The sequence below is a fragment of the Hylemonella sp. GW821-FHT12C09 genome (genome assembly GCF_058807395.1).
Map to the genome: position 1 here is coordinate 63,265 of NZ_JBXAQQ010000012.1, position 20,808 is coordinate 84,072.

Genomic DNA, 20,808 nt, shown 5'->3' on the forward strand with positions numbered 1-20,808 from the left:
GTCAGGGTCTCGGAGCTTGAACTGTGCGTGACAGGATAACGCAGCACGTCCTGGGTGTCTGTACTCAAAGCCTGCCGTCGCGTGCCAGCCTGGCGGCCAGTTCGCTGAGTGCGGCGTAGGCGGCGCCGGCCTGCGTATCCCACTGGGTGATGGACGCGCCCTGACGCTGTACCAGGGCCGTGTCGCCGCGCGCGGCCGGGCCGGTCAGCGCACCGGCCGGCCCCAGGGCCAGCAGGTTGTCCACGGCGTTGCGCAGCAGCGTGGCGCGCAGCTGCGGCAGCAGTTCGGGCGGCACGCCGCTGTCCAGCCACAGCGCTTCGGCCGTGGCCTGCAGCACGGGCAGGAAGTTGGTGGCGAAGACCGCTGCGGCGTGGTAACGCAGCTTGTCGGCGGAGGGCAGGGTGAAACAGCGCGCCCCGATACGCTGGAACAGCGGCTCCAGGACAGCAAGGGTGGCGGCCTGGCCTTCGAGCGCGCAGGGTGTGCCGGCAAACTGCAACACGGCCTGGGCCGGCGTGGCAAAGCTCAGGATGCAGTGCGCGCTGGCGACCTGCCAGCCCGCGGCCTGCAGGGGCGCGAGTTCGGCGGCAGCCAGCGCACCGCTGGCGTGGAAGGCGATCGACGGCGGCAGGCCCGCAGCGGCCAGGGCCTGCGCGCTGGCCGCGATCTGCCGGTCCGGCACGGCGATCAGCCAGTAGTCGGCGGACCGCATGTCGTCCAGGGCGGCGAGCGGGCGGCCGGCTCCGATGAAGTCCACCGCGGCCTGCGCGCTGGCCGGCGAGGTGGTCAGCACGTCCTGCACCTGCAAGCTGCCCAGGCCGTGCCACAGGTGGCCCAGGGTCTTGCCCACCCGTCCGGCACCGAGCAGGTTGAGCGTGGGCAGAGGCATGGTGGTCTTCAGACCAGGCCGAACCAGCCCAACACGCCGCCGATACCCAGCAGCCACAGCAGGTGCAGGCGTGTGCGCCAGACGATCAGGGCGCTCAGCGCAGTGACCAGCCACAGGGGCCAGTCGCGGGCCGGGTCGCCGTGGGCCCGGGCCAGGATCCAGCCGGTGGCGATCAACAGGGCGATGACGATGGGCGCCATGCCCAGCTTGAAGGCGCGCACGGCGCGCAAGTCGCGGTTCTCATGGCTCCAGCGCGAGGTGACGTAGACCAGGATGGTGCTGGGCATGATGATGCCCAGCATGCAGACCAGCACGCCGAACAGCGCCCAGCCCAGCCCCCCGGCATTGAGCCCGACATGCCAGCCCAGCAGGGCCACGAACAGGATGTTGGGCCCGGGCGCGGCCTGGGCGATGGCGATGGACGAGGTGTACTGGGGATCGGTGAGCCAGCCCTGCTGGTCCACCAGGAAGCGGTGCATGTCGGGCGCCGTCGTGATGCCGCCGCCCACGGACAGCAGCGAAAGCGTCAGGAAGTGCGTGAAGAGATAGAGCCAGTCGCTCCAGCCCAGGTCCAGCATCGGATTCATGCGCGTGCCTCCCGGCCCAGCAGGCGGTAGGCGAGCACACAGGCCACACTGCCCAGGCCCAGCAACACATAGATCAGCGGCCAGCGCAACAGGGCCACGGCAATGAAGCCCAGCAGACCCAGCACGCTGTTCAGCGCAATGCCCATGACGCTGTTCTTGAGCGAGGATGCCAGCCGCAAGCCGGTGGCCACGACCAGGCCTGCCGCCACCGCGCCCATGCCGCGCAGCGCGCCGATCACACCCGGATGGCTGGCGAACTGGGCGTACAGCAGGGCCAGTGACAGCACCACGACCAGGGGCGCGGTGAAGATGCCGGCCAGCGCCGCCAGCACGCCGGGCACGCCGAAGTGGCGCCCGCCGATCATGACGGCCAGATTCACCACGTTGGGGCCGGGCATGATCTGCGCCACGGCCCATTCCTCGACGAACTCCTCGTTCGTGAACCAGCGTTTGCGCTCGACCAGTTCGCGCTGGGCCACGGCCAGCACGCCGCCGAAACCCTGCAGGGCCAGCACGGTGAAGGAAACGAAGAGATCTGCCAGGGATTTGGGGTGCGTGCGTTCGACGCTGCGGGAAGTGTCAGCCATGTGTCGATTATCGGGCCTCTTGTCCTGCAAACGCTTGACGGGCGGCAGGGCTTTACCCAAGATCGGTCGCATGTCCCAAACCGTTCCCCAGTTGATCGTCGGCCAGCTGGCCTTTCCCGAATCGCCGCGCTGGCATGACGGCGCGCTCTGGTTCTCCGACTTCTACACGCACCAGGTGCAGCGCCTGGGACCGGACGGGCGTTGCACGACGGTGACGGCCGTGCCGGGCCAGCCTTCGGGCCTGGGCTGGCTGCCCGACGGCCGCCTGCTGGTGGTGTCCATGTGCGACCGGCGCCTGCTCAGACTGGACGGCGAAACGCTGGTCGAGGTGGCGGACCTGTCGGGCCTGGCGCCGTTTCACTGCAACGACATGGTGGTGGATGCCCGGGGGCGCGCCTATATCGGCAACTTTGGCTTCGACTTCCTGGCGCGGGCCGAACCGCGGGCGACGACGCTGATTCTGGTGACGCCCGATGGACGCCCCCGCGTGGTCGCCGATGAGCTGATGTTTCCCAATGGCTGCATCATCACCCCGGATGGAGGCACGCTGATCGTGGCCGAAAGCTACGCGGCGCGCCTGACTGCCTTCGACATCGCCGACGATGGCGCCCTGGGCGGGCGTCGCACCTGGGCCGCCTTGCCCGGCAGCAGCCCCGACGGCCTCTGTCTCGATGCCGAGGACGCCGTCTGGCTGGCCTCGCCGGCCAGCCGCGAGGTGCTGCGCGTGCGCGAGGGGGGTGAGATCACGCACCGCGTGCCCATGCCGGGGCAGCCTGTGGCCTGCATGCTTGGGGGAGCGCAGCGGCGCACGCTCTACATCCTCTCGGGCAAGGTGAAGGTGACGCCGGAGCAATCGTGCGAGATGCGCACCGGCACCATCCATGCGATGCCGGTCGAGGTCGCCGGGGCAGGGCGGCCCTAGTACTGCGCCCCAGAAGTATCGAAACATGAAAGCGCGCCTTCGCGCGCAGGGCCGCGTTGCAAATCCTCGCCATAGCGAAGGCTAGGGCTGTGGTTTGCGCCTGGCCCTGCGCACGAATTCATCGCTTTCATCGCTTTCATCATGCTCCTCTACCTCTGGGGCGCAGTACTAGAACTTGCGCCTAATTCCGGGCGTAGTTGAGCTGGAAGCCGGTGACGCCGTCGAAGCGCGCCATCTCGTGCGAGAGCTCGGAGATGGGCATCATGCGCTGACGGTTGCGTGCCACGGCCACGAAGGACCACTGGAGGATGTCGTCTTCGAGCTCGATGGCGATGGTGCCCGAGGCGATGTCGTAGCCGCGGGCCTCGGCCATCTGGCGCAGGGCGGGTTCGCTGGGCAGGAAGCCGGGGCGGAAACGCAGGGTGACGGCCACGGCCTGACGCGATGGGAGCCAGGTTTCCAGCCGGGAGATCCACATCATGGAGAAGGCCGACAGCGCGGCCAGGGCGATGGCCGCCGCATAAAAGCCGACGCCGACCAGGATGCCGATGACCGAAGCCGCCCAGAGCGAGGCTGCCGTGGTCAGGCCGCTGATATTGAAGCCCTCGCGCATGATGACGCCGGCGCACAGGAAGCCGATGCCGGTCACGATGCCCTGGATCACGCGGCTGGTGTCGGTGGCCGTGCCCAGCAGGAAGTTGCCGCCGAACCAGGCCGAGGAGTAGCCGCCAATGACGGTGAGCGCAGCGGAGGCCATGCAGACCAGGCCGTAGGTGCGCATGCCGGCCGCGCGGCCGTGGTAGGCGCGCTCGTAGCCGACCAGCAGGCCCAGCAGCAGGGCACCAAAGAGGTTGAAGAGGACCAGAACATTGGTCTTGATCATGGGGATCGACCAGAAGCTGGCGAGGGTGTCGAAGGTGGGCATGGTGTGGTGGTCGAATCGGATGGCGTGAAACCATTCTGCGCCCGCATGGCACAGCTGCCAAGCAACTGATCCCCCCGGCGCCCCGCTGGTATTGCCAAAAACGTACACTCCAAGGTTGCCTGCCCTGCCCATGAACGCTCCTGCCGACGTCTCCCTCTTTCCGCGTGCCGCCAAACCGCTGACCAGCTACCGCAAGTACTGGGCCGCGCGCTTCGGCACGGCCCCCTTCCTGCCCATGAGCCGTGCCGAGATGGACAAGCTGGGCTGGGACAGCTGCGACATCATCCTGGTCACGGGCGACGCCTATGTGGACCACCCGAGTTTCGGCATGGCGGTGATCGGGCGCGTGCTGGAGGCGCAGGGCTTCCGCGTGGGCATCATCGCCCAGCCCGACTGGCAGAGTGCCGACCCCTTCAAGGTGCTGGGCAAGCCCAACCTGTTCTGGGGCGTGACCGCGGGCAACATGGATTCCATGATCAACCGCTACACGGCGGACCGCAAGATCCGCAGCGACGACGCCTACACCCCGGGCGACGTGGGCGGCAAGCGACCGGACCGTGCGGCCATTGTCTACAGCCAGCGCTGCCGCGAGGCCTATCCCGAGGTGCCCATCGTATTGGGCGGTATCGAGGGTTCGCTGCGTCGTATCGCCCACTACGACTACTGGAGCGACAAGGTGCGCCGCTCCATCGTGGTGGACAGCAAGTGCGACCTGCTGCTCTACGGCAATGCCGAGCGCGCCCTGGTCGAGGTGGCGCACCGTATCGCAGCGCGCGAGCCGGTGCAGAACATCACCGATGTGCGCGGCACGGCTTTCGTCCAGCGCCACAGCCCCGAAGGCTGGTTCGAGATCGACTCGACCGAGGTCGACACCCCGGGTCACGTCGAAGAGCACATCAACCCCTACCAGACCACTTCCGAGCAGGCCGCGGCGCAAGGCCAGTCCTGCAGCAAGGAAGAGGGCGGTGCCGCGCCGGTGCTGCCGGCCATCCAGCCGCTGACCTTCATGGCCAACCCCGCGCTCAGCGGCAAGGGCAACATCAAGCGCCTGCCGCGCGAGCGCTGCGTGATCCGCCTGCCCAGCTACGAGCAGGTCAAGTCAGACGCTGTGCTGTATGCCCACGCCAACCGCGTGCTGCACCTGGAGACCAACCCCGGGAATGCGCGCGCGCTGGTGCAGGCGCACGGCGAAGGCACGACCGCGCGCGACGTCTGGATCAATCCGCCGCCCATTCCGCTGACCACGGCCGAGATGGATGTCGTGTTCGGCCTGCCGTACGCGCGCAGCCCGCACCCGGCTTATGCCGATGAAAACGGCAGCCATGACGGTGCGACCAAGATCCCGGCCTGGGAGATGATCCGCTTCAGCGTGAACATCATGCGCGGCTGCTTCGGCGGCTGCACCTTCTGCTCCATTACCGAGCACGAGGGCCGCATCATCCAGAGCCGCTCCGAGGATTCCGTGATCCAGGAGATCGAGGACATCCGCGACAAGGTCACGGGCTTCACTGGTGTCATCTCCGATCTGGGCGGCCCCACGGCGAACATGTACCGCATCGGCTGCAAGTCGCCCGAAATCGAGGCCGCCTGCCGCAAACCCAGCTGCGTCTACCCCGGTATCTGCCAGAACCTGAACACCGACCACAGCGCGTTGATCCACATGTACCGGCGCGCGCGTGCGCTCAAGGGCGTGAAGAAGATCCTGATCGGTTCCGGCCTGCGCTACGACCTGGCCGTGAAGTCGCCCGAGTACGTGAAGGAGCTGGTGCAGCACCACGTGGGCGGCTATCTGAAGATCGCGCCCGAGCACACCGAGGGCGGCCCGCTCTCCAAGATGATGAAACCCGGCATCGGCAGCTATGACAAGTTCAGGCAGATGTTCGAGAAGTTCAGCGCGGAAGCGGGCAAGAAGCAATACCTCATTCCCTACTTCATCGCGGCCCACCCGGGCACCAGCGACGAGGACATGATGAACCTCGCGCTCTGGCTCAAGAAGAACGGTTTCCGTGCCGACCAGGTGCAGACCTTCTACCCCAGCCCCATGGCCACCGCCACCACCATGTACCACAGCGGCCTGAATCCGCTCAAGGGCATCCACCGTGATGAGCGTGGCGAGAAGGTGGACATCGTGCGCGGCGAGAAACGCCGCCGCCTGCACAAGGCCTTCCTGCGCTACCACGACCCCAACAACTGGCCGCTGCTGCGCGAGGCGCTCAAGACCATGGGCCGGGCCGACCTGATCGGCAACGGCAAGCAGCACCTGATCCCCACCTTCCAGCCGCTGACCGACGGCGGCTACCAGAGCGCGCGGCGCAAGAACTCCACGCCGTCCGTCGCCAAACCCGCGGCGAAAACGCCGGTCAAGGGACGCATCCTGACGCAGCACACCGGCCTGCCGCCGCGTGAGACCGGCGGCGCCAAGGCCAGGCCGGCGCGCAAGCCGCGCTGAGTTTCAGGTTGTGGCGAGGGTGTGCAGCGGCAGGTCCAGCCGCTGCGCCAAGGCGTCCAGCGTGCGGCGCGTCTGCTGCGCAAACCAGCTTTCCAGTGTCTTGCGGGTGGCCGGTGCAAGCATGTCGGACGTTTTCAGTCCGGCTGCCGTGCACAGGGCCTGGGCGAAATGCGGCTCCAGGGCCGCCACCGCCACACGGCCATCCTTGCAAGCGTAGACGCGGTAGCCGGCATGGGCGCCGCCCACCGCGCCTTTGGGCGTGGTGAGCCCCCAGCGGCGCGGCTGCGCCAGCCAGGCCGCGGCCTGCGCCAGGGCGACCTCATGCCGTGTGCCCTGACCTTGTGCCTGGCGTTGCAGCAGGGCTTGCAGCACCGCCTCGCTGGCCAGCAGGGCACCGGCCATGTCGGCGAACAGGGTAGGGGGCAGTTCCAGCCCGTTGAGCAGGTCGTTTTCGGCCATATAGGTCAGGTCATGGCCCGGGATGTCGGCCCGGGCGCCCGGCCAGCCGACGATGCTGACCATGTTGAGCGCGGGATACTGTCGAGACAGGCTCTTCCAGTCCAGGCCGAGCTTTTTCAGGGCGGCCGGCCGGAACGAGGTGAGCAGCACGTCGGTGCGCGCCAGTTCCTGCGCCAGCTTGCGCCGGCCCTTGTCCGTCTTCAGGTCCGCCACGACGATCCGGATGCCCTCATGCAGCGCCTCATAGGCTGCAAACGCATAGCTTTTCATGGGGTCGGCCGAGCCTGCTGGGGTGGCGGCCGGCGGTTCGACCTTGACGCAATGTGCCCCCATATTTCGCAAGCGGCTCAAGGCGGCCGGCCCCGGCAGATTGAGCGCCAGGCTCAGGACTTTGACCCCTTTGAGCATCTTCATTTTTGAAACCCTTGTTTAATGCAAAATATGATAAATATAGATAAAATACTAATCTCAGGCTAACAGGTAGCCCCATCAGCTCAGGCCCGGCCTGAGGCTGGCCAGGGGTAGTGGGGCGCAAGACGAACCGAGGCGTACGAATGTCAGTGACGGATTCTGTGGCAGGTACATCGATGGAGCAATACGCCAGAGCCTATGGCAGCCTGGCTTTTGCCGATTCGAATGCCGCGCTCGCGCAGCTGGGACGCTACACGGCGGACCTCAAGAAGCTGGTGCGCGACAGGGATGACGTGCTCAAGCAGATCGAGCAGGCGCACCTCAATGCGCTTACGCTGCTGAGCCGCGCCGCTGAATACCGGGACGACGATACTGGCGTGCACATGGACCGTGTCGGGGCCCTGTCCCAGTTGCTGGCACAGCTGATAGGCCGCGCCGAAAGCGAGGCGCACATGATCCGTGTGGCTGCGCCCATGCATGACATCGGCAAGATTGCCATCCCGGACGCCGTGCTCAAGAAGCCCGGCGGCTACACCCCCGAAGAGCGGGGCATCATGAACGGACATACCGTTGCCGGTGCGGAGATCCTGGGGCAATCGGATATTCCGCTGTTCCAGATGGCGGCCGATGTCGCGCTGACGCACCACGAGTGCTGGGACGGCAGCGGTTACCCGAATCAGTTGCGCGGTATGCAGATCCCGTGGTCAGGACGGGTGGTGGCCCTGATCGACTTCTTCGATGCCCTGACCATGGACCGTGTTTACCGCAAGGCCTTCAGCGACGAACAGGCATTGAACATGATGAACGTCCAGCGGGCGAAAAAATTCGACCCCGAAATGCTGGATATCTTCATCAACAACGTCGACAAGTTCATCCACCTGCGGGACGACATCAATGCGGCTGATCGGGAGCATGGCGCCTTGTTGCGCGCGGATGCCGGCCTGCTGGCGTCGGACATGGGCCTGTGATGCACGAACCCGCTGTACCGGCCGGTAGCTTGACGCTGGATGCAGACCAGCTGGACAGGATTTTTCCGTTTCACCTTCAGCTTGACCCTGGCCTGCTGGTGCAGGCCGTGGGGCCGAGCCTGCGAAAACTGCTGCCTGACCTGCTCGTCGGCGATCCCTTCGCCCAGCATTTTCTGGTCAATCAGCCGGCCGGCATCGGGACCCTGAAGAACTGGATCGCCAGCGCCGGCGACCTGGTGATCTTCAGGAGTCGCGCGAATTCCGCCGTGGTGTTGCGCGGAACGGTGGAGCCGCTAGGCGACAACGGGCTCATGTTCCTTGTGACAGCGGCCGCGGCGAGTTTCGACAAGATGCGCCAGCTGGGCCTGGGGCTCAAGGACTATGCGTTGTACGACTCCGTGGCCGAAGTGCTGCGCAGCAGCAGCGGCCAGCACCCGGACATGATGGAGCTGCGCGTGCAGATCGAGCAGCTGCGCGCGATTGTCGAGCTGGGCGATAGCGGGGTGCTCCATGCGGGCCCGAGCGGCAACGTCGAGCATGTCAACCGCACGCTGTGCGAGATGTTCGGCATCGACGAAAGCCGGATCGCCGGTCTGACGCTGGATGCTTTCGAAAAACACCTGGGCGAGTTGCTGGCACCCGAGGAGTCGCGGCGCCAGCCGATCTCTGCGCTGCTCGATGCCGTGCTGGAGAGCCAGGGGCAGGCCGCCGCGGTCAAGCACACGCGGACCCTCCATCTGGTCTCACCGCGCCGCGTGACCCTGCTGATGAGCCTGACGCTGACCAGCAGGCGCGACATCGTGCTCTATTTCCGCGACATCACCAGCGAGACTGAGGTCGACCGCATGAAGAGCGAATTCCTCTCCACGGCCGCCCACGAACTGCGTACCCCGCTGGCCAGCATCTTCGGTTTTGCCGAGCTGATGATGACGCGCAAGATGGCGCCCGAGCAGTTGCAGGAACTGCTGGGCACCATCCATCGCCAGTCCCGGTTGCTGATCAACCTCATCAACGAGTTGCTCGATCTTTCGCGTATCGAATCGCGCCAGGGCAAGGACTTCCACCGGCAGTACTGCCGGGTCGGCACCATCATCGACCAGACCATCAAGGGCCTGCTGATCAAGCATGACAAGCGTCAGGTCAAGCTGCACATGCCGCATGGGGCCGAGGCCATCATGGTCGATCCAGAAAAGACGCAGCAGGCCTTGCTCAACGTGCTTTCCAACGCCTTCAAGTATTCGCCCCATGGCGGGGACATCACGCTGGAAACCGTGCTCAAGGAAGAGGGAAGCGATCGCTTTGTCGGGATCCGCGTGACGGACCAGGGCATGGGCATGACGACCGAACAGCTGGCCCGGGTCTTCGAGCGTTTCTGGCGGGCCGACCCCTCCGGTGCCATACCTGGCACCGGCCTGGGCATGAGCCTGGTGAAGGAGATCACCGAGCTGCAGGAGGGGCGTGTGCAGATCGAAAGCATGCCCCAGCAGGGGACCGCGGTGACGCTGTGGTTCCCGCTCACCGCCGATTTCGTGCTGTCGCGTCCCTCCGATCTTCAGGATCCGGGGATGGCCGCCTGAGTGGTTTTTCCGGCGCCGCTGGCTAGAATGCCGTCAATGCCGGAAAAATTAAAAATGCCATAAATGAGAAAAATCTCCAGCAACGACGAACTGATGACCACGCGCGAGGCCGGTGAGGTGCTGGGCGTGGCCGTGCGCACCGTGCAGTTGTGGGTGGAGTCCGGTGTGCTGCCTGCGTGGCGAACCGCCGGCGGGCATCGGCGCATCGCACGCAGTGCCGTGGACCGGCTCCTGGCTGAGCGCGCGCAGGTGATCGCTCAGCCGCCGTCGCTGAAGAACGACGGTGACCATGATGCCGGACGGGCGCTCAGGCTGCTGCTGGTGGAGGACGATCCCGATCTCCTGCGCCTGTTTTCCCTGATGGTCCAGGGCTGGGATTTCCCGGTCGAGCTGACGACGGCGGTCAACGGTTTCGAAGGGCTGGTGCGCATCGGCCAGATTCGCCCCGACATGGTGGTGACTGACCTCAACATGCCGGGCATGGATGGTTTCCAGATGGTGCGCTCGCTCAAGAAGCCGGGCTCCGGTTTTGACGATCTGAACGTCATCGTGGTCACCGCCCTGAGCAAGGGCGACATCAAGGATCGCGGCGGCCTGCCCGAGGGCGTGACCGTGTTTCAGAAGCCCGTGCCCTTCCAGGAAATCCAGGCCATGGCCCGGGATTTTCGCAAGCAGGCGGCATCGGCCTGAGACCGGCGCCCTTGGCCGTGTACTGCGCCCGGGCGTGGCGTGGCGGGGCGCGGGGTCTTGCAACGGCCGCAGCGGCCGCCCCTTCAGATGACGGTGGTACCCGAAGGCATCGCGATGTACAGGCGCGCCTGAGTGCCGCGGCCGGCTTCACTTTCGAGTTCAACGTGGCCGTGGTGCAGTTCGGCCACTTCCTTCACCAGACTCAGCCCCAGGCCGGTGCCCGGGATGTTGCCTGTGGTGTCGGCACGGTAGAACCGCTCGAAGGCGCGCGCCAGCTGCTCGGGCGTCATGCCGATGCCCCGGTCACTCACTTCCAGCACGGCGTACTCCCGGTCGTTCTGCACCGTGACTCGCGCCGAAAGGGCTACCTCGCCGCCCTGGGGGGAGTACTTGAAGGCGTTGCTCAGCAGATTGCTGAGGGCCAGTTGCATCTTCTCCGGATCGATCAAGACCGGTACGTCAGGAATGTGGTGGATGCTGACCTGGCGCTCGTTGTCCTTGCGCATCAGGCCCTTGACGCTGTTGAGCACGAGTTCGCTGAGCGGATGTTCGCCGATGTGCAGGTCCAGCCCGCGGCGCGATTCGATGCGCGCAAGATCCAGCAGCTCGTTGATCATCTTGACCAGCAGGCCCGACTGGCGATGGATGGTCGCCAGCATGTCGGCGCGTCGTTCGTCGGTGAACCGGCGCTTGAGCAGCAGCTCGGTAAAACCGAAGATGCTGACCATGGGCGTGCGCAGCTCGTGCGCCGCCGAGGCCAGGAACTCGCTCTTCATGCGGTCGACCTCGTCCTCATGCGTCACGTCACGAAAGTACAAGATGGTTTCTCCGCGGCCGGCGATGTTGCGACGGGACTGCGCCTGAACCACACGATGCTGCGGGCGGGTCAGCACGAGACGGGCCTGCCACGGTGTCAATTCATCGTCTTGGCCATCCAGGGCGGGCAGTGGGTGATCAGGATGGCACAGTTCGGCAAGGCTGGTTTCCAGTTCCGCCAGCGTCATTTGTCGTCCGTCCTGCTTCCATGGCAGGCAGGTCATGCGCTCGAAGGCCGGGTTGGCGAACAACATTTCCCCATTGGCGTCAAACAGCACGAAACCGTCCGGGCTGAGGCTGAAGATGGCATCGAGTTGTGCGCTGCGCTCGGCGATGGCCTGCTCCGCTCGCACGCGGGAGGTGACATCGGACACGATGCCGACGAAATTGGTCAAGATTCCTTCAGCTGAACGCACCGGTGAAAGAGAAACCTCGGCGTTGAGCTGGCGCCCATTGGGGAGTTCGTGCAGCAAGGTGATGCTGGTATTTCTCTGCTCCAGGACCGCCAGCTGGAGCTCCCTGAGCCCGGGTTCGCTGCGTTGGTCGTTGCGCAGCAGGTCCATGCTGCGGCCCAGCACCTGGTGCGGGCCCAGACCAGTGATCTTCTGGAAGGCTTCGTTGATGAAGATGATGGGCTGGCTTGCGACCTTGGCGTTGGTGATGAACACGCCGTTGTGGCTGCTCGCCAGCGCGCGCTCATATAGCTCCGAGGTCTCCAGGGCGGCGCGCTCGTCGGTGATGTCGCGCACGATACAGACGTAGTGAAGAGCACTGCCCTGGGGGGTCTGCCCCAGCGTGACTTCGATCGGGAAGAAGGTACCGCCCAGGCGAATGCCGAAAAAGTCTTGACGCACGATGCGGTAGACACGACCGGCTGTGTTCTCCAGCTCGCCGAACAGCTCATGCAGAGTGCCGCTGCCCAGGCCCGGTATGCACTGCTCCAGCGACTGGCCAAGCAGATCACCTTCCTGCACGCCGAAGATGCTGGTCGTGGCCGGATTGGCTGAAATCACGTGGCCGCGGACATCGAGGCTGATGATTGCCACGGCCGCTGTGTTGACGATCACCTGGGTGCGCGCAACTTCCTCCGCCACGTCATGGCTGGCCTTGTTGAGCGCCTGTGCCAGGGTATTGGCTTCCAGGCTGCTTGAATCGATGACCACCTGGCGACCGATCTGGCTGGAAAGGCTGCCGGCGATGGTGGCAAGCTGCTGCAGCGGGCGCAAGGCCCAGTTCAGTATGAGCGGCAGGATGGTCAGGATGGCGGCGATGGTCGCCAACAGGGTGTAGGCGGCGCCCTGCCACAGCTGCTCCTGTTCGAGCCGGCGCTGCGACAGGCTGTAATCGACCCGGACCCAGCCGAGCGGTGTGCGCTGCGCCACACCGATGTTGGCCCAAGCCTGGTAGTCCTCGGCCAGGATCCGCGCCGGAATCGAGCCGTCGGCAGCCGGCGCCGGCAACGCCTCCGTGCCGCCGACGCTGCTGCGGAACTGCCCGCCTTCACGGCGCACCTCGGCCAGGCGGCGTCCGTCGGAGCGGATCACGGCGATGCTGCTCACGCCAGGCAGTCGGGTCACCTGAAGCAGACTGGATTCGATGGCGCCGATGTCGTTGAGGATCATGGCCTCGGTGTTGGCGGAGGCGACCAGCTGGGCCAGCGAGTCGGCCTGTTGCCGGGCCTTCTCCAGAGTTTCGCGATCGATCCGCTGGTAGGACACCAGACCGTTGACGGCCACCATGAACAGCGCCAGAGCCGTCAAAGCCAGCATCAGGACCGTGCGCAGGCTATAGGGGGGCTGCAAGGCTTTGAACAGACTGGAGGCGCGCTGCATGGCGTTCACTGCTTGATGATGTACTTTTCCAGTCCCAGGTGGCTCAGTGGTGCATAGTCCCGCGCGTAGTCGGCCGTCATGGGTTTGGGCATCTGTATCGCTGTCAACATCGGCAGGCGTTGCGGTTCGCGTGCGAAAGCCAGCAGGGTCGTGGTCAGTGCCTGCCGGATCGCCATTGGCACGCGCGGATGCGCAGCGAGCGGATGTGGCGCAATGGCGGGCGTCGCATAAAGGATCCGCATCGCCTGGCTCACTTCGGGGGGCTCCATCTCGTAGGTCGTGCGCACCACGCCGGCGGACGCCGAGTCGCCCGACAGGACCTGGCGAATGGCGTTGCGGTGATTGGAGGCGTAATGCGCATTGAAAGCCACGCCCTTGCGGGCCAGCATGGCGCGGATATAGAGGCTGGCGCCCAGCGCATTGGGTGCCGGAAAGGAGATGCGCTGCCCCTGCAGTTCCTCGATGCGCTGCACCGGACTGTCACGCAGGACCAGCAGCAAGCCTTCGAGTGCGCGCTCGTCGCGCAACAGTGGCAGGTAGCCGTGCGCGCGATTGGCCATGACCATGTGGTAGGGATTCAGGAAGACGACATCGGCCATACCTTGTTCGAACTCCCGTTCGAACATCGCAATCGATGGGTGGATGATGAGCTCGCAAGGCAGTCCCGCCTGTTCAAGGGCTTCAACCAGCGGCTGCCAGTTGCGGTACATCTCGACCGGCGTGAGCTGTGGTACCACTGCCAGCCGCAACCGCGCGCCCTTCTGGAGTGCGTCGCCCGCGCGCGCTAGGCGCGGCAGTGTCAGAGGAACTGCCGCCAACCCCAGGGCGGCGATCAGTGACCTCCGCTCGGCGCAAACAGGGGGCGCTGGTTTGCTCATCGCGGCACCAACCGGTCCACGGTGTCGAGCAGTTCGATCGGGCTGAAGGGCTTGACCAGGTAGGCGTCGCAGCCGGCGGCCTGGCCCCGCTCGATGTCCGTGCGCTGCCCGCGCGCGGTCAGCAGGATCACCTTGGTGGCGTGCTTGAGCACTTCATCGGACTTGATCTTTTCACAGACCTGGTAGCCATCGAGCCCGCCGGGCATCATCACGTCCAGCAGGACCACGGCCGGGCGCAGGTTCTGGGCCAGTCGCAAGGCGTCCACGCCGTTGTCTGCTTCGTGCAGCTGGAAGTCCTCCGATTCCATGGTCATGAGGATGAGTTTGCGGATGTCCGGCTGGTCATCCACGATCAGGGCGTTGCGTTTCATGCTTTCTCCTTCTTGCGACGCGACATCAATTCGGCCAGATCCTTCGCATATCGCTGGGCCTGGGTGATATCGAGGTTGGACTGGCCGCGCATGGGCGCACCGGTCGGAAATTCCATCAGGACCTGTACCGTGTCATCGTCCACGCTGCCCAGGCGGAGCTGTCCGCCGTGCAGGCTGACGATACGCTGAAGCAGCGGCAGCCCGAGCCGGGGGACGGCTTCAGCGTTGCCGGGGGTCACGAAGGGCCGCAGTTCATCCTGGCCGCCAACCTTGAGCTGGCTGACCCCGCGGTTGCGCACGCTCAACAGGACATGTTCGCCCGACAGGGTGAACCTGATTTCCACGGCCAGTTCCTGTCCGCTGCTGATTTCCTTGCGCGAGTGGATCAGGGCGTTTTCCAGGCATTCGTGGAAAGCGCGTGTCAGCAGCTTGCGGTTCCCGTAGATGGGCGGCAGTGTCTGCTTGGGTTCGATGATTTCGAGCCGTACGCCCATCCTGTCGGCGCGGTCGCCCAGTTCCTTGCAGAGTTCGCGCATCAGCGCCACCGGTTCGATGCGGTCGTTGAGATCGAGGACCTCGTTGCCGAAGACCTCGATCAGGTCGGCCAGGCGCATGAGACGCTGTCCCATCGCCTGGACCGCCAGTTCGACACCGGTGGTGCCGCTGCCCGATGGCAGGGTCAGCAGCTGGCGCTGCAGCAGGTGCATGGGGGGCGTCAGTTCGTCACGCAGCAGTTCCATGATGTGCTGCAGCTTCATGTGGCCGGGGGCGGGGCCGATGCTTGCGGCGCCGACGGTGTCGGACATGCCCACGAAGGCGATGTCCAGACCCGCAGGCCCTGACATGAAACTGCCTTCGATCCTGTGCCCGTCGGCCAGCTCGATCTTGGCGGTGTAGGGCAGCTTGACCTTGCCCAGGGTGGCAGCAGCGACCAGGGATTTGATGACGGGGTTGCCGCTCATGGTGTCCACTGGCCGCCCTGGATGCTGTTTCGCCGCCGGGTTGGCGTAGGTCACCAGTCCGCTGACCGCGAAGGTCAGCAGGGGTGCCGGCATGGCATCGAAGAGGGCGTAGACCGAGGGTTGGTGGAAGTTGACGGCCATGGTAGTGAGGGAAGCGATTCCCGCTAAGGTTTTATCAAATATATCAAATTTATTGTATTAAGCAAAATGGAAGATAAAACAACACTGAAATGAGGGGGAATGGGGCCCCAGGCAAAAAAAAGCCCCGCCGAAGCGGGGCTGCAGGGGGTTGCTGAGGTCAGCGGCCGAAGTCCAGCGGCAGGCCCACGTAGTTCTCGGCGATGCTGCGCGAACCCGCTTCGCTGTGGATCAGGTAGTCGAGCTCGGCTTCCTGGAACTTCTGGGCGATCTCGCCCTCGTTCGGGAAGCGGTGCATCAGGCTGGTGAACCACCAGGAGAAGCGCTCGGCACGCCAGATGCGCTTGAGGGCCAGTTCGGAGTAGCGGTCGATGCCGGCTTCGGACTTGTCCTGGTAGTACTCGACCAGACCATTGAACAGGTATTTGACGTCCGTGGCCGCCAGGTTCAGGCCCTTGGCGCCCGTGGGCGGAACGATGTGGCCGGCGTCACCGGCCAGGAACATGCGGCCAAAGCGCAGCGGCTCGGTCACGAAGCTGCGCAGCGGGGCGATGCTCTTCTCGATGCTGGGGCCGGTGACCAGCTTGTCGCGGGCCTCGGGGTCCAGGCGCAGGCGCAGCTCCTGCCAGAAGGCTTCATCAGACCATTCCTCGACCTTGTCGGTCAGCGGCACCTGCAGGTAGTAGCGGCTGCGGGTCTCGCTGCGCATGGAGCACAGCGCGAAACCGCGCGGGCTGTTCGCATAGATCAGTTCCTCGTGCACGGGCGGCGTGTCCGACAGCAGGCCCAGCCAGCCGAAGGGGTAGACCTTTTCATACTCGCGGATGGCGCTGCGCGGTGCGCTGGCGCGGCACACGCCGTGGAAGCCGTCGCAGCCGGCGATGAAGTCGCACTGGATCTCGTGCGTCTTGCCGTCCTTTTCGTAGGTGACGCGCGGGTTCTTGCTGTCGAAGTCGTGCACCTGCACGTTGGCGGCCTCGTACACCGTGGTCAGGCCGGCGGCGGCGCGCGCGTCCATCAGGTCCTTGGTCAATTCGGTCTGGCCGTAGACCATGACGTTCTTGCCGCCGGTCAGCTTGTTCATGTCGATGCGGTGGCGCTCGCCCTTGAACAGCATGTCGAAGCCGCCGTGCACCAGGCCTTCCTTGTGCATGCGCGCGCCGACACCGGCTTCGTCCATCAGGTCGATGCAGACCTGCTCCAGGATGCCGGCGCGGATGCGCGTGAGCACGTAGTCGCCGGTCTGGCGCTCGAGGACGATGGCGGCGATGCCGGCCTTGTGCAGCAACTGGCCAAGCAGCAGGCCCGAGGGGCCGGCGCCGATGATGGCAACCTGGGTACGCATGAGGTGCTCCTGTGCGAAAAGACGATGTCCGAGGATAGGCAGGAGTGCTCGGAAATGCATCCCTTGATGTCCGTCAATGCGCGATGATCGCCATAAATGTGCGATCATCGCGCAAACGATGGAATTCCCATGATTGCCAGATCCGACCTGATTGAAGGCATGGCCAAGGGCATGGCGGTGCTGGAGAGCTTCGACACCGAGCGCCAGCGCCTCAACGCCACGCTGGCCGCGCAGCGCGCCGGCATCACACGGGCCGCGGCGCGCCGGCATCTGCTGACCCTGACCCATCTGGGCTATCTGGAGACCGATGGCAGCTATTTCTGGCTCTCCAGCAAGGTGCTGCGTTTTTCCGGCAGCTACCTGGCGTCCTCGCGCCTGCCGCGCGTGTTCCAGCCCGCGCTGGAGCGACTGGCGGCGCAGACCGGCCAGGCCTATTCGGCCGTGGTGTCCAACGGCGACGAGGTGGTGATCGTGGCGCGCAGCAGCGATGTGCGGCGCAGCGCCGCCGATGGCCTGCCGCAGCTCATGGCCTATGGCCTGCACCTCGGCGCGCGTCTGCCCGCCCATGCCACCTCGACCGGGCGCGTGCTGCTGGCGGCCTTGCCGCGTGCGGAGTTCCAGGCCTGGATGAAGGGGCGCCTGCTGGAACGCCTGACCCTGCACACCGTGACCGAGGCGCGACAGTTCCGTGCCCTGATCGAGCAGGTGCGGCGCGACGATTTTTGCCTGAGCAGCGAGGAGCATGAACTGGGCGTGCATGCCCTGGCCGTGCCGCTGCGCAACCTGCAGGGCCGCACCGTGGCGGCCCTCAATGTGGTGGCTTCGACGGCGCGAATGTCCGGAGCCACCCTGCAGCGCGAACTGCTGCCCATGCTCTGGGAAGCGGCGCGGGAAGTGCGCCCGCTGCTCTGAGAGCCCGTGAACGGGCGCCATGAACTGTGTGCAATTGCAACAATCCGCATCCGGCGGCGCTGGCGCGCCGGGCTTGCGGTATAAATTGGAAAAGGTATTCTGCTGGCCTGATTTAAATCACACACAAGGAGTCCCCATGAAACGTCTGTCCCTCGTCATTGCCCTGGCCTTTGTCTTGCCCAGCGCCTGGGCCCAGCTCAAGCCCTGCGACGAACTGAAGGCCGAAATTGCTGCCAAGATGGACGCCAACGGCGTCAAGAACTACACGCTGGAGATCGTGGCCACCGATCAGGTCGGCGACCGCAAGGTGGTGGGCAGCTGCGAGGGTGGCAGCAAGAAGATCGTCTACGTGCGCAACTGAGCTGCCGTCGCTTCGACATCCGATCGCCGCCAGGCCGATGGCGGCGATTTTTTTTGCCGGACGGATTTGCTGCTTACAAATCCACACCAAGTCGATACCGGCGCTGCGCATGGCGTTGCAGAATGGCGCGGACCATGTTTTCCCTCTTTCACAAGCACAGGGGCGCCAGCCCGGAGACCATCAGCCACCATTCCATGCTGCCGCATCGCATGAACCTGGAGGAGCGCAAGGCTTTCCGGCGTGAACTGCTGGACCGGGTCATACGGGAGAGCCTGCTGGCGCTGGAGGTGTCCGCTGGCATGTACCGCCTGCGCACCATGCCGCTGGACGCGCGCCATCACCGCTTCGTCGCCATGATCGATGTCGGCCGGCATTTCCAGCCTCGACGTGCCGGGCGCGCTTGGGATGATCCCGAGACCGAACGCTGGATCCGCAAGTGCGCCTATGAGCGCTTCGGCCTGCTGCTCGAGGCCATCTACTGGCGTACCGGCGACGCCTCGGGATCCTCCCGATCGATGGCCATGTCCACTGCCGCGCCGGCGCATCGGTATTACCAACTGGTGTCGGAAGAGGAAAAACAGGCCCTGATGGAGGCCATCCGGCAGGGCAGCGAATTGCCCGTGCTGCATGTGGGCGACTGGGAGTACCAGACCGATATGGCGCCGCTGGATGGCCCCGGATCGCAGCGCGGGCCCTGAGATGAGGCCGTGGTTTGCCTGGGCTCAGTCCAGCGCCATCGCCGGACGCGTGCGGTAGAACTTCAGGGGCACGACCCCGGCCTCGCGTGCGGCCTGGTTCAGCACCGATTTTTTCATCTTGCCCACCACGTGCATCTCGCAGGGTTTGCAGTCGAAGCGCAGCGTGAGTTTTTCCTTGCCGTTGATCAGGGTCAGCGGTTCGGCGCGCACCGTGCCCTGCACACCGGTCACGCCCTTGGCCTGCTTGGGGCACAGGCTGAGCGAGAAGCGCACGCAGTGCTTGGTGATCATCAGGCTGACCTCACCTTCTTCTTCATGGCTTTCGTAGGCGGCGGCGATGACCTTGACGCCGTGCTTCGCGTAGAAATCGCGCGCCTTCTCGTTGAACACGTTGGCGAGGTAGCTGAGCGTGTCTTCAGGGTAGGGCGCGGGCGGCTCCACGGGCTTGGCACGCGGCGGGCGCATGTAGGCGGCGGCACGCGCGGCTTCCAGCGCGGCCACGGCGTCGCGGCGCAGGGCGTTGAGCGTGGAGGCGGGGATGAACCAGGTTTGTGCCAGGTCCAGGGTGATGGCGATCGGTTCGAAGAGCGTGGCGCCAAAGCGCCCCAGCTGTTCGCGTAGCGTGGCCTCGGCCTGCGCGGCGTTCTTGGCCGGCGCTCTGGCGGCGACGACGCTGGCCTGGCCCGCATGGCCGTCCTCGTCCATCAACTCCAGGGCAAAGCCCGTGACGGTTTCCTGCAGCTTGGCCCAGACACCGATGCGGCGCTCGCTGGATTTCTTTTCCATCAGCCGTACCCAGTTCATGTCGCGGTTGCGGTTGAGTTCGGTGCCCTTGCGCAGGTCCTTGAAACCGGCCATTGGGTCTTTCGGGTAGACGCGCCACTGGTCGACCGCCAGCGGGCCGGCCGGCTCGGCCCGGTTGATGGCCAGGCCCACCAGTTCCTTCTGCAGGTCGTAGTAACACAGGCCGTCGCCGTTGTGCAGCACGGTGCCGGGTTCACTTACCGTGAGTTCCACGAAATCGGGGCCGACCTTGCTCACGTAGCCCAGGTGCCGGCCCGGGTTCTTGGGGGTGTCGAAGGCGCCGATGTCCTCCTTGCGACCCTGTACGAAGTAGTCGGTGAACTCGCGGTTGAAGTTCTGGTCCGGATCGGGCGTGAAACTGAAGGTGGTGCGGCCGCTGGAGGCCCGGGCCAGCTCGGGGCGCTGCTCCAGCAGCTCGTCGAAGAGCTTGCGATAGTGGGCGGTGATGTTCTTGACGTAGGCCAGGTCCTTGTAGCGCCCTTCGATCTTGAAGCTGCGGATGCCGGCGTCCACCAGCGTGGCCAGGTTGGCGCTCTGGTTGTTGTCCTTCATCGAGAGCACGTGCTTGTCGTGGGCCACGAAACGGCCCTGGCTGTCTTGCACCTGGTAGGGCAGGCGGCAGGCCTGTGAGCAGTCGCCGCGGTTGGCGCTACGCCCCGTGTGGGCGTGGCTGATGTAGCACTGGCCGCTGTAGGCGACGCACAGGGCGCCGTGCACGAAGAACTCCAGGGTGCAACGCGCCGGGTCGATCTGGGCGCGGATGGCCTGGATCTGCTGCAGCGTCAGCTCGCGCGCGAGCACGATCTGGCTCAGGCCTGCGTCCTGCAGGAAACGGGCTTTTTCGGGGGTGCGGATATCGGTCTGGGTGCTGGCGTGCAGCTGGATGGGCGGCAGGTCGATCTCCAGCAGGCCCATGTCCTGGATGATCAGGGCGTCGACGCCCGCGTCAAAAAACTGCCAGGCCAGCTTGCGCGCCGGCTCCAGCTCGTCGTCGCGCAGGATGGTGTTGAGCGTGACGAAGATGCGACTGTTGTAGCGGTGCGCGTGCTGCACCAGGCGGGCGATGTCCTGCACGGCGTTGTCGGCCGAACTGCGCGCGCCGAAGGAGGGGCCGCCGATGTAGATGGCGTCGGCGCCATGGTTGATGGCCTCGATGCCGATGTCGGCGGTACGGGCCGGAGACAGGAGTTCGAGCTGATGTTCGGGCAGGGACATACTTCCGATTAT

At 65.4% G+C, this 20,808-nt stretch carries 19 protein-coding genes; 8 read left to right on the forward strand and 11 right to left on the reverse strand.

From position 1 onward, the window contains the following. Positions 1–64: 64 nt before the first annotated feature. Genes AC1RRP_RS17475 through AC1RRP_RS17485 form a run of 3 tightly spaced genes read right to left on the reverse strand, consistent with a single transcriptional unit; the run spans position 65 to position 2,063 of the window. On the reverse strand, positions 65–889 hold the full coding sequence (locus tag AC1RRP_RS17475; protein WP_493038420.1) for a Rossmann-like and DUF2520 domain-containing protein: 825 nt from the start codon (positions 887–889) through the stop codon (positions 65–67). An 8-nt stretch (positions 890–897) separates the two neighbouring features. After that, complete coding sequence (locus AC1RRP_RS17480) at positions 898–1,476, reverse strand: chromate transporter (protein ID WP_493038422.1); 579 nt, start codon at positions 1,474–1,476, stop codon at positions 898–900. Next, positions 1,473–2,063, reverse strand: a complete 591-nt coding sequence (locus AC1RRP_RS17485) for a chromate transporter (RefSeq protein ID WP_493038424.1) — start codon at positions 2,061–2,063, stop codon at positions 1,473–1,475. The genes AC1RRP_RS17480 and AC1RRP_RS17485 overlap by 4 nt, the downstream gene beginning before the upstream one ends. A 70-nt stretch (positions 2,064–2,133) precedes the next feature. Here AC1RRP_RS17485 and AC1RRP_RS17490 point away from each other — a divergent pair, with 70 nt between their 5' ends. After that, complete coding sequence (locus AC1RRP_RS17490) at positions 2,134–2,985, forward strand: SMP-30/gluconolactonase/LRE family protein (protein ID WP_493038426.1); 852 nt, start codon at positions 2,134–2,136, stop codon at positions 2,983–2,985. 181 nt (positions 2,986–3,166) lie between these two features. On the opposite strand, the gene AC1RRP_RS17495 is transcribed toward AC1RRP_RS17490, so the two are convergent. Next, complete coding sequence (locus tag AC1RRP_RS17495; protein ID WP_493038428.1) at positions 3,167–3,910, reverse strand: MgtC/SapB family protein; 744 nt, start codon at positions 3,908–3,910, stop codon at positions 3,167–3,169. Between the two features lie 130 nt (positions 3,911–4,040). Here AC1RRP_RS17495 and AC1RRP_RS17500 point away from each other — a divergent pair, with 130 nt between their 5' ends. Further along, on the forward strand, positions 4,041–6,359 hold the full coding sequence (locus AC1RRP_RS17500; protein WP_493038430.1) for a YgiQ family radical SAM protein: 2,319 nt from the start codon (positions 4,041–4,043) through the stop codon (positions 6,357–6,359). Between the two features lie 3 nt (positions 6,360–6,362). Here AC1RRP_RS17500 and AC1RRP_RS17505 read toward each other — a convergent pair whose 3' ends face one another. Further along, entirely contained in the window at positions 6,363–7,232 is an 870-nt protein-coding gene (locus tag AC1RRP_RS17505; protein WP_493038432.1) for a CoA transferase, read from the reverse strand. A gap of 173 nt (positions 7,233–7,405) precedes the next feature. Here AC1RRP_RS17505 and AC1RRP_RS17510 point away from each other — a divergent pair, with 173 nt between their 5' ends. From AC1RRP_RS17510 to AC1RRP_RS17520, 3 genes are all read left to right on the forward strand, one after another. Next, positions 7,406–8,197 carry an HD-GYP domain-containing protein gene (locus AC1RRP_RS17510; RefSeq protein ID WP_493038434.1) on the forward strand — a complete coding sequence of 264 codons (792 nt, stop codon included), beginning with the start codon at positions 7,406–7,408 and terminating at the stop codon, positions 8,195–8,197. Beyond that, entirely contained in the window at positions 8,197–9,774 is a 1,578-nt protein-coding gene (locus AC1RRP_RS17515; RefSeq protein ID WP_493038436.1) for an ATP-binding protein, read from the forward strand. The genes AC1RRP_RS17510 and AC1RRP_RS17515 overlap by 1 nt, the downstream gene beginning before the upstream one ends. Before the next feature lie 63 nt (positions 9,775–9,837). Further along, a complete protein-coding gene (locus AC1RRP_RS17520; RefSeq protein WP_493038438.1) occupies positions 9,838–10,464 on the forward strand; it encodes a response regulator in 627 nt (208 codons plus the stop codon). An 83-nt stretch (positions 10,465–10,547) separates the two neighbouring features. Here the strand turns inward: AC1RRP_RS17520 and AC1RRP_RS17525 are convergent, their stop codons facing one another. From AC1RRP_RS17525 to pobA, 5 genes are all read right to left on the reverse strand, one after another. Then, positions 10,548–13,112: a PAS domain S-box protein gene (locus AC1RRP_RS17525; protein ID WP_493038592.1), complete on the reverse strand. Its 2,565-nt coding sequence runs from the start codon at positions 13,110–13,112 to the stop codon at positions 10,548–10,550. A 5-nt stretch (positions 13,113–13,117) separates the two neighbouring features. Continuing rightward, positions 13,118–13,990, reverse strand: coding sequence for a phosphate/phosphite/phosphonate ABC transporter substrate-binding protein (locus AC1RRP_RS17530; RefSeq protein ID WP_493038440.1), 873 nt, complete (start codon positions 13,988–13,990; stop codon positions 13,118–13,120). Further along, complete coding sequence (locus AC1RRP_RS17535) at positions 13,987–14,361, reverse strand: response regulator transcription factor (protein ID WP_493038442.1); 375 nt, start codon at positions 14,359–14,361, stop codon at positions 13,987–13,989. The genes AC1RRP_RS17530 and AC1RRP_RS17535 overlap by 4 nt, the downstream gene beginning before the upstream one ends. After that, a complete protein-coding gene (locus tag AC1RRP_RS17540) occupies positions 14,358–15,464 on the reverse strand; it encodes a sensor histidine kinase (RefSeq protein WP_493038444.1) in 1,107 nt (368 codons plus the stop codon). The genes AC1RRP_RS17535 and AC1RRP_RS17540 overlap by 4 nt, the downstream gene beginning before the upstream one ends. A gap of 157 nt (positions 15,465–15,621) precedes the next feature. Then, the gene (gene pobA, locus AC1RRP_RS17545; RefSeq protein WP_493038446.1) at positions 15,622–16,806 is read right to left on the reverse strand and encodes a 4-hydroxybenzoate 3-monooxygenase; all 1,185 of its coding nucleotides are present in this window, start codon (positions 16,804–16,806) and stop codon (positions 15,622–15,624) included. A gap of 129 nt (positions 16,807–16,935) precedes the next feature. Between pobA and AC1RRP_RS17550 the strand changes: the two genes are divergently transcribed. The 3 genes from AC1RRP_RS17550 (at position 16,936) to AC1RRP_RS17560 (ending at position 18,777) form a co-directional block, all read left to right on the forward strand. Continuing rightward, the gene (locus AC1RRP_RS17550) at positions 16,936–17,718 is read left to right on the forward strand and encodes an IclR family transcriptional regulator domain-containing protein (protein ID WP_493038448.1); all 783 of its coding nucleotides are present in this window, start codon (positions 16,936–16,938) and stop codon (positions 17,716–17,718) included. Positions 17,719–17,854: 136 nt separating this feature from the next. Continuing rightward, positions 17,855–18,079, forward strand: a complete 225-nt coding sequence (locus tag AC1RRP_RS17555) for a DUF1161 domain-containing protein (protein WP_057676213.1) — start codon at positions 17,855–17,857, stop codon at positions 18,077–18,079. Between the two features lie 134 nt (positions 18,080–18,213). Then, positions 18,214–18,777 (forward strand): hypothetical protein, encoded by a 564-nt coding sequence (locus tag AC1RRP_RS17560; RefSeq protein WP_493038450.1) that lies wholly within the window; start codon positions 18,214–18,216, stop codon positions 18,775–18,777. Between the two features lie 24 nt (positions 18,778–18,801). On the opposite strand, the gene AC1RRP_RS17565 is transcribed toward AC1RRP_RS17560, so the two are convergent. After that, the gene (locus AC1RRP_RS17565; RefSeq protein ID WP_493038452.1) at positions 18,802–20,796 is read right to left on the reverse strand and encodes a peptidase U32 family protein; all 1,995 of its coding nucleotides are present in this window, start codon (positions 20,794–20,796) and stop codon (positions 18,802–18,804) included. Positions 20,797–20,808 lie beyond the last annotated feature (12 nt).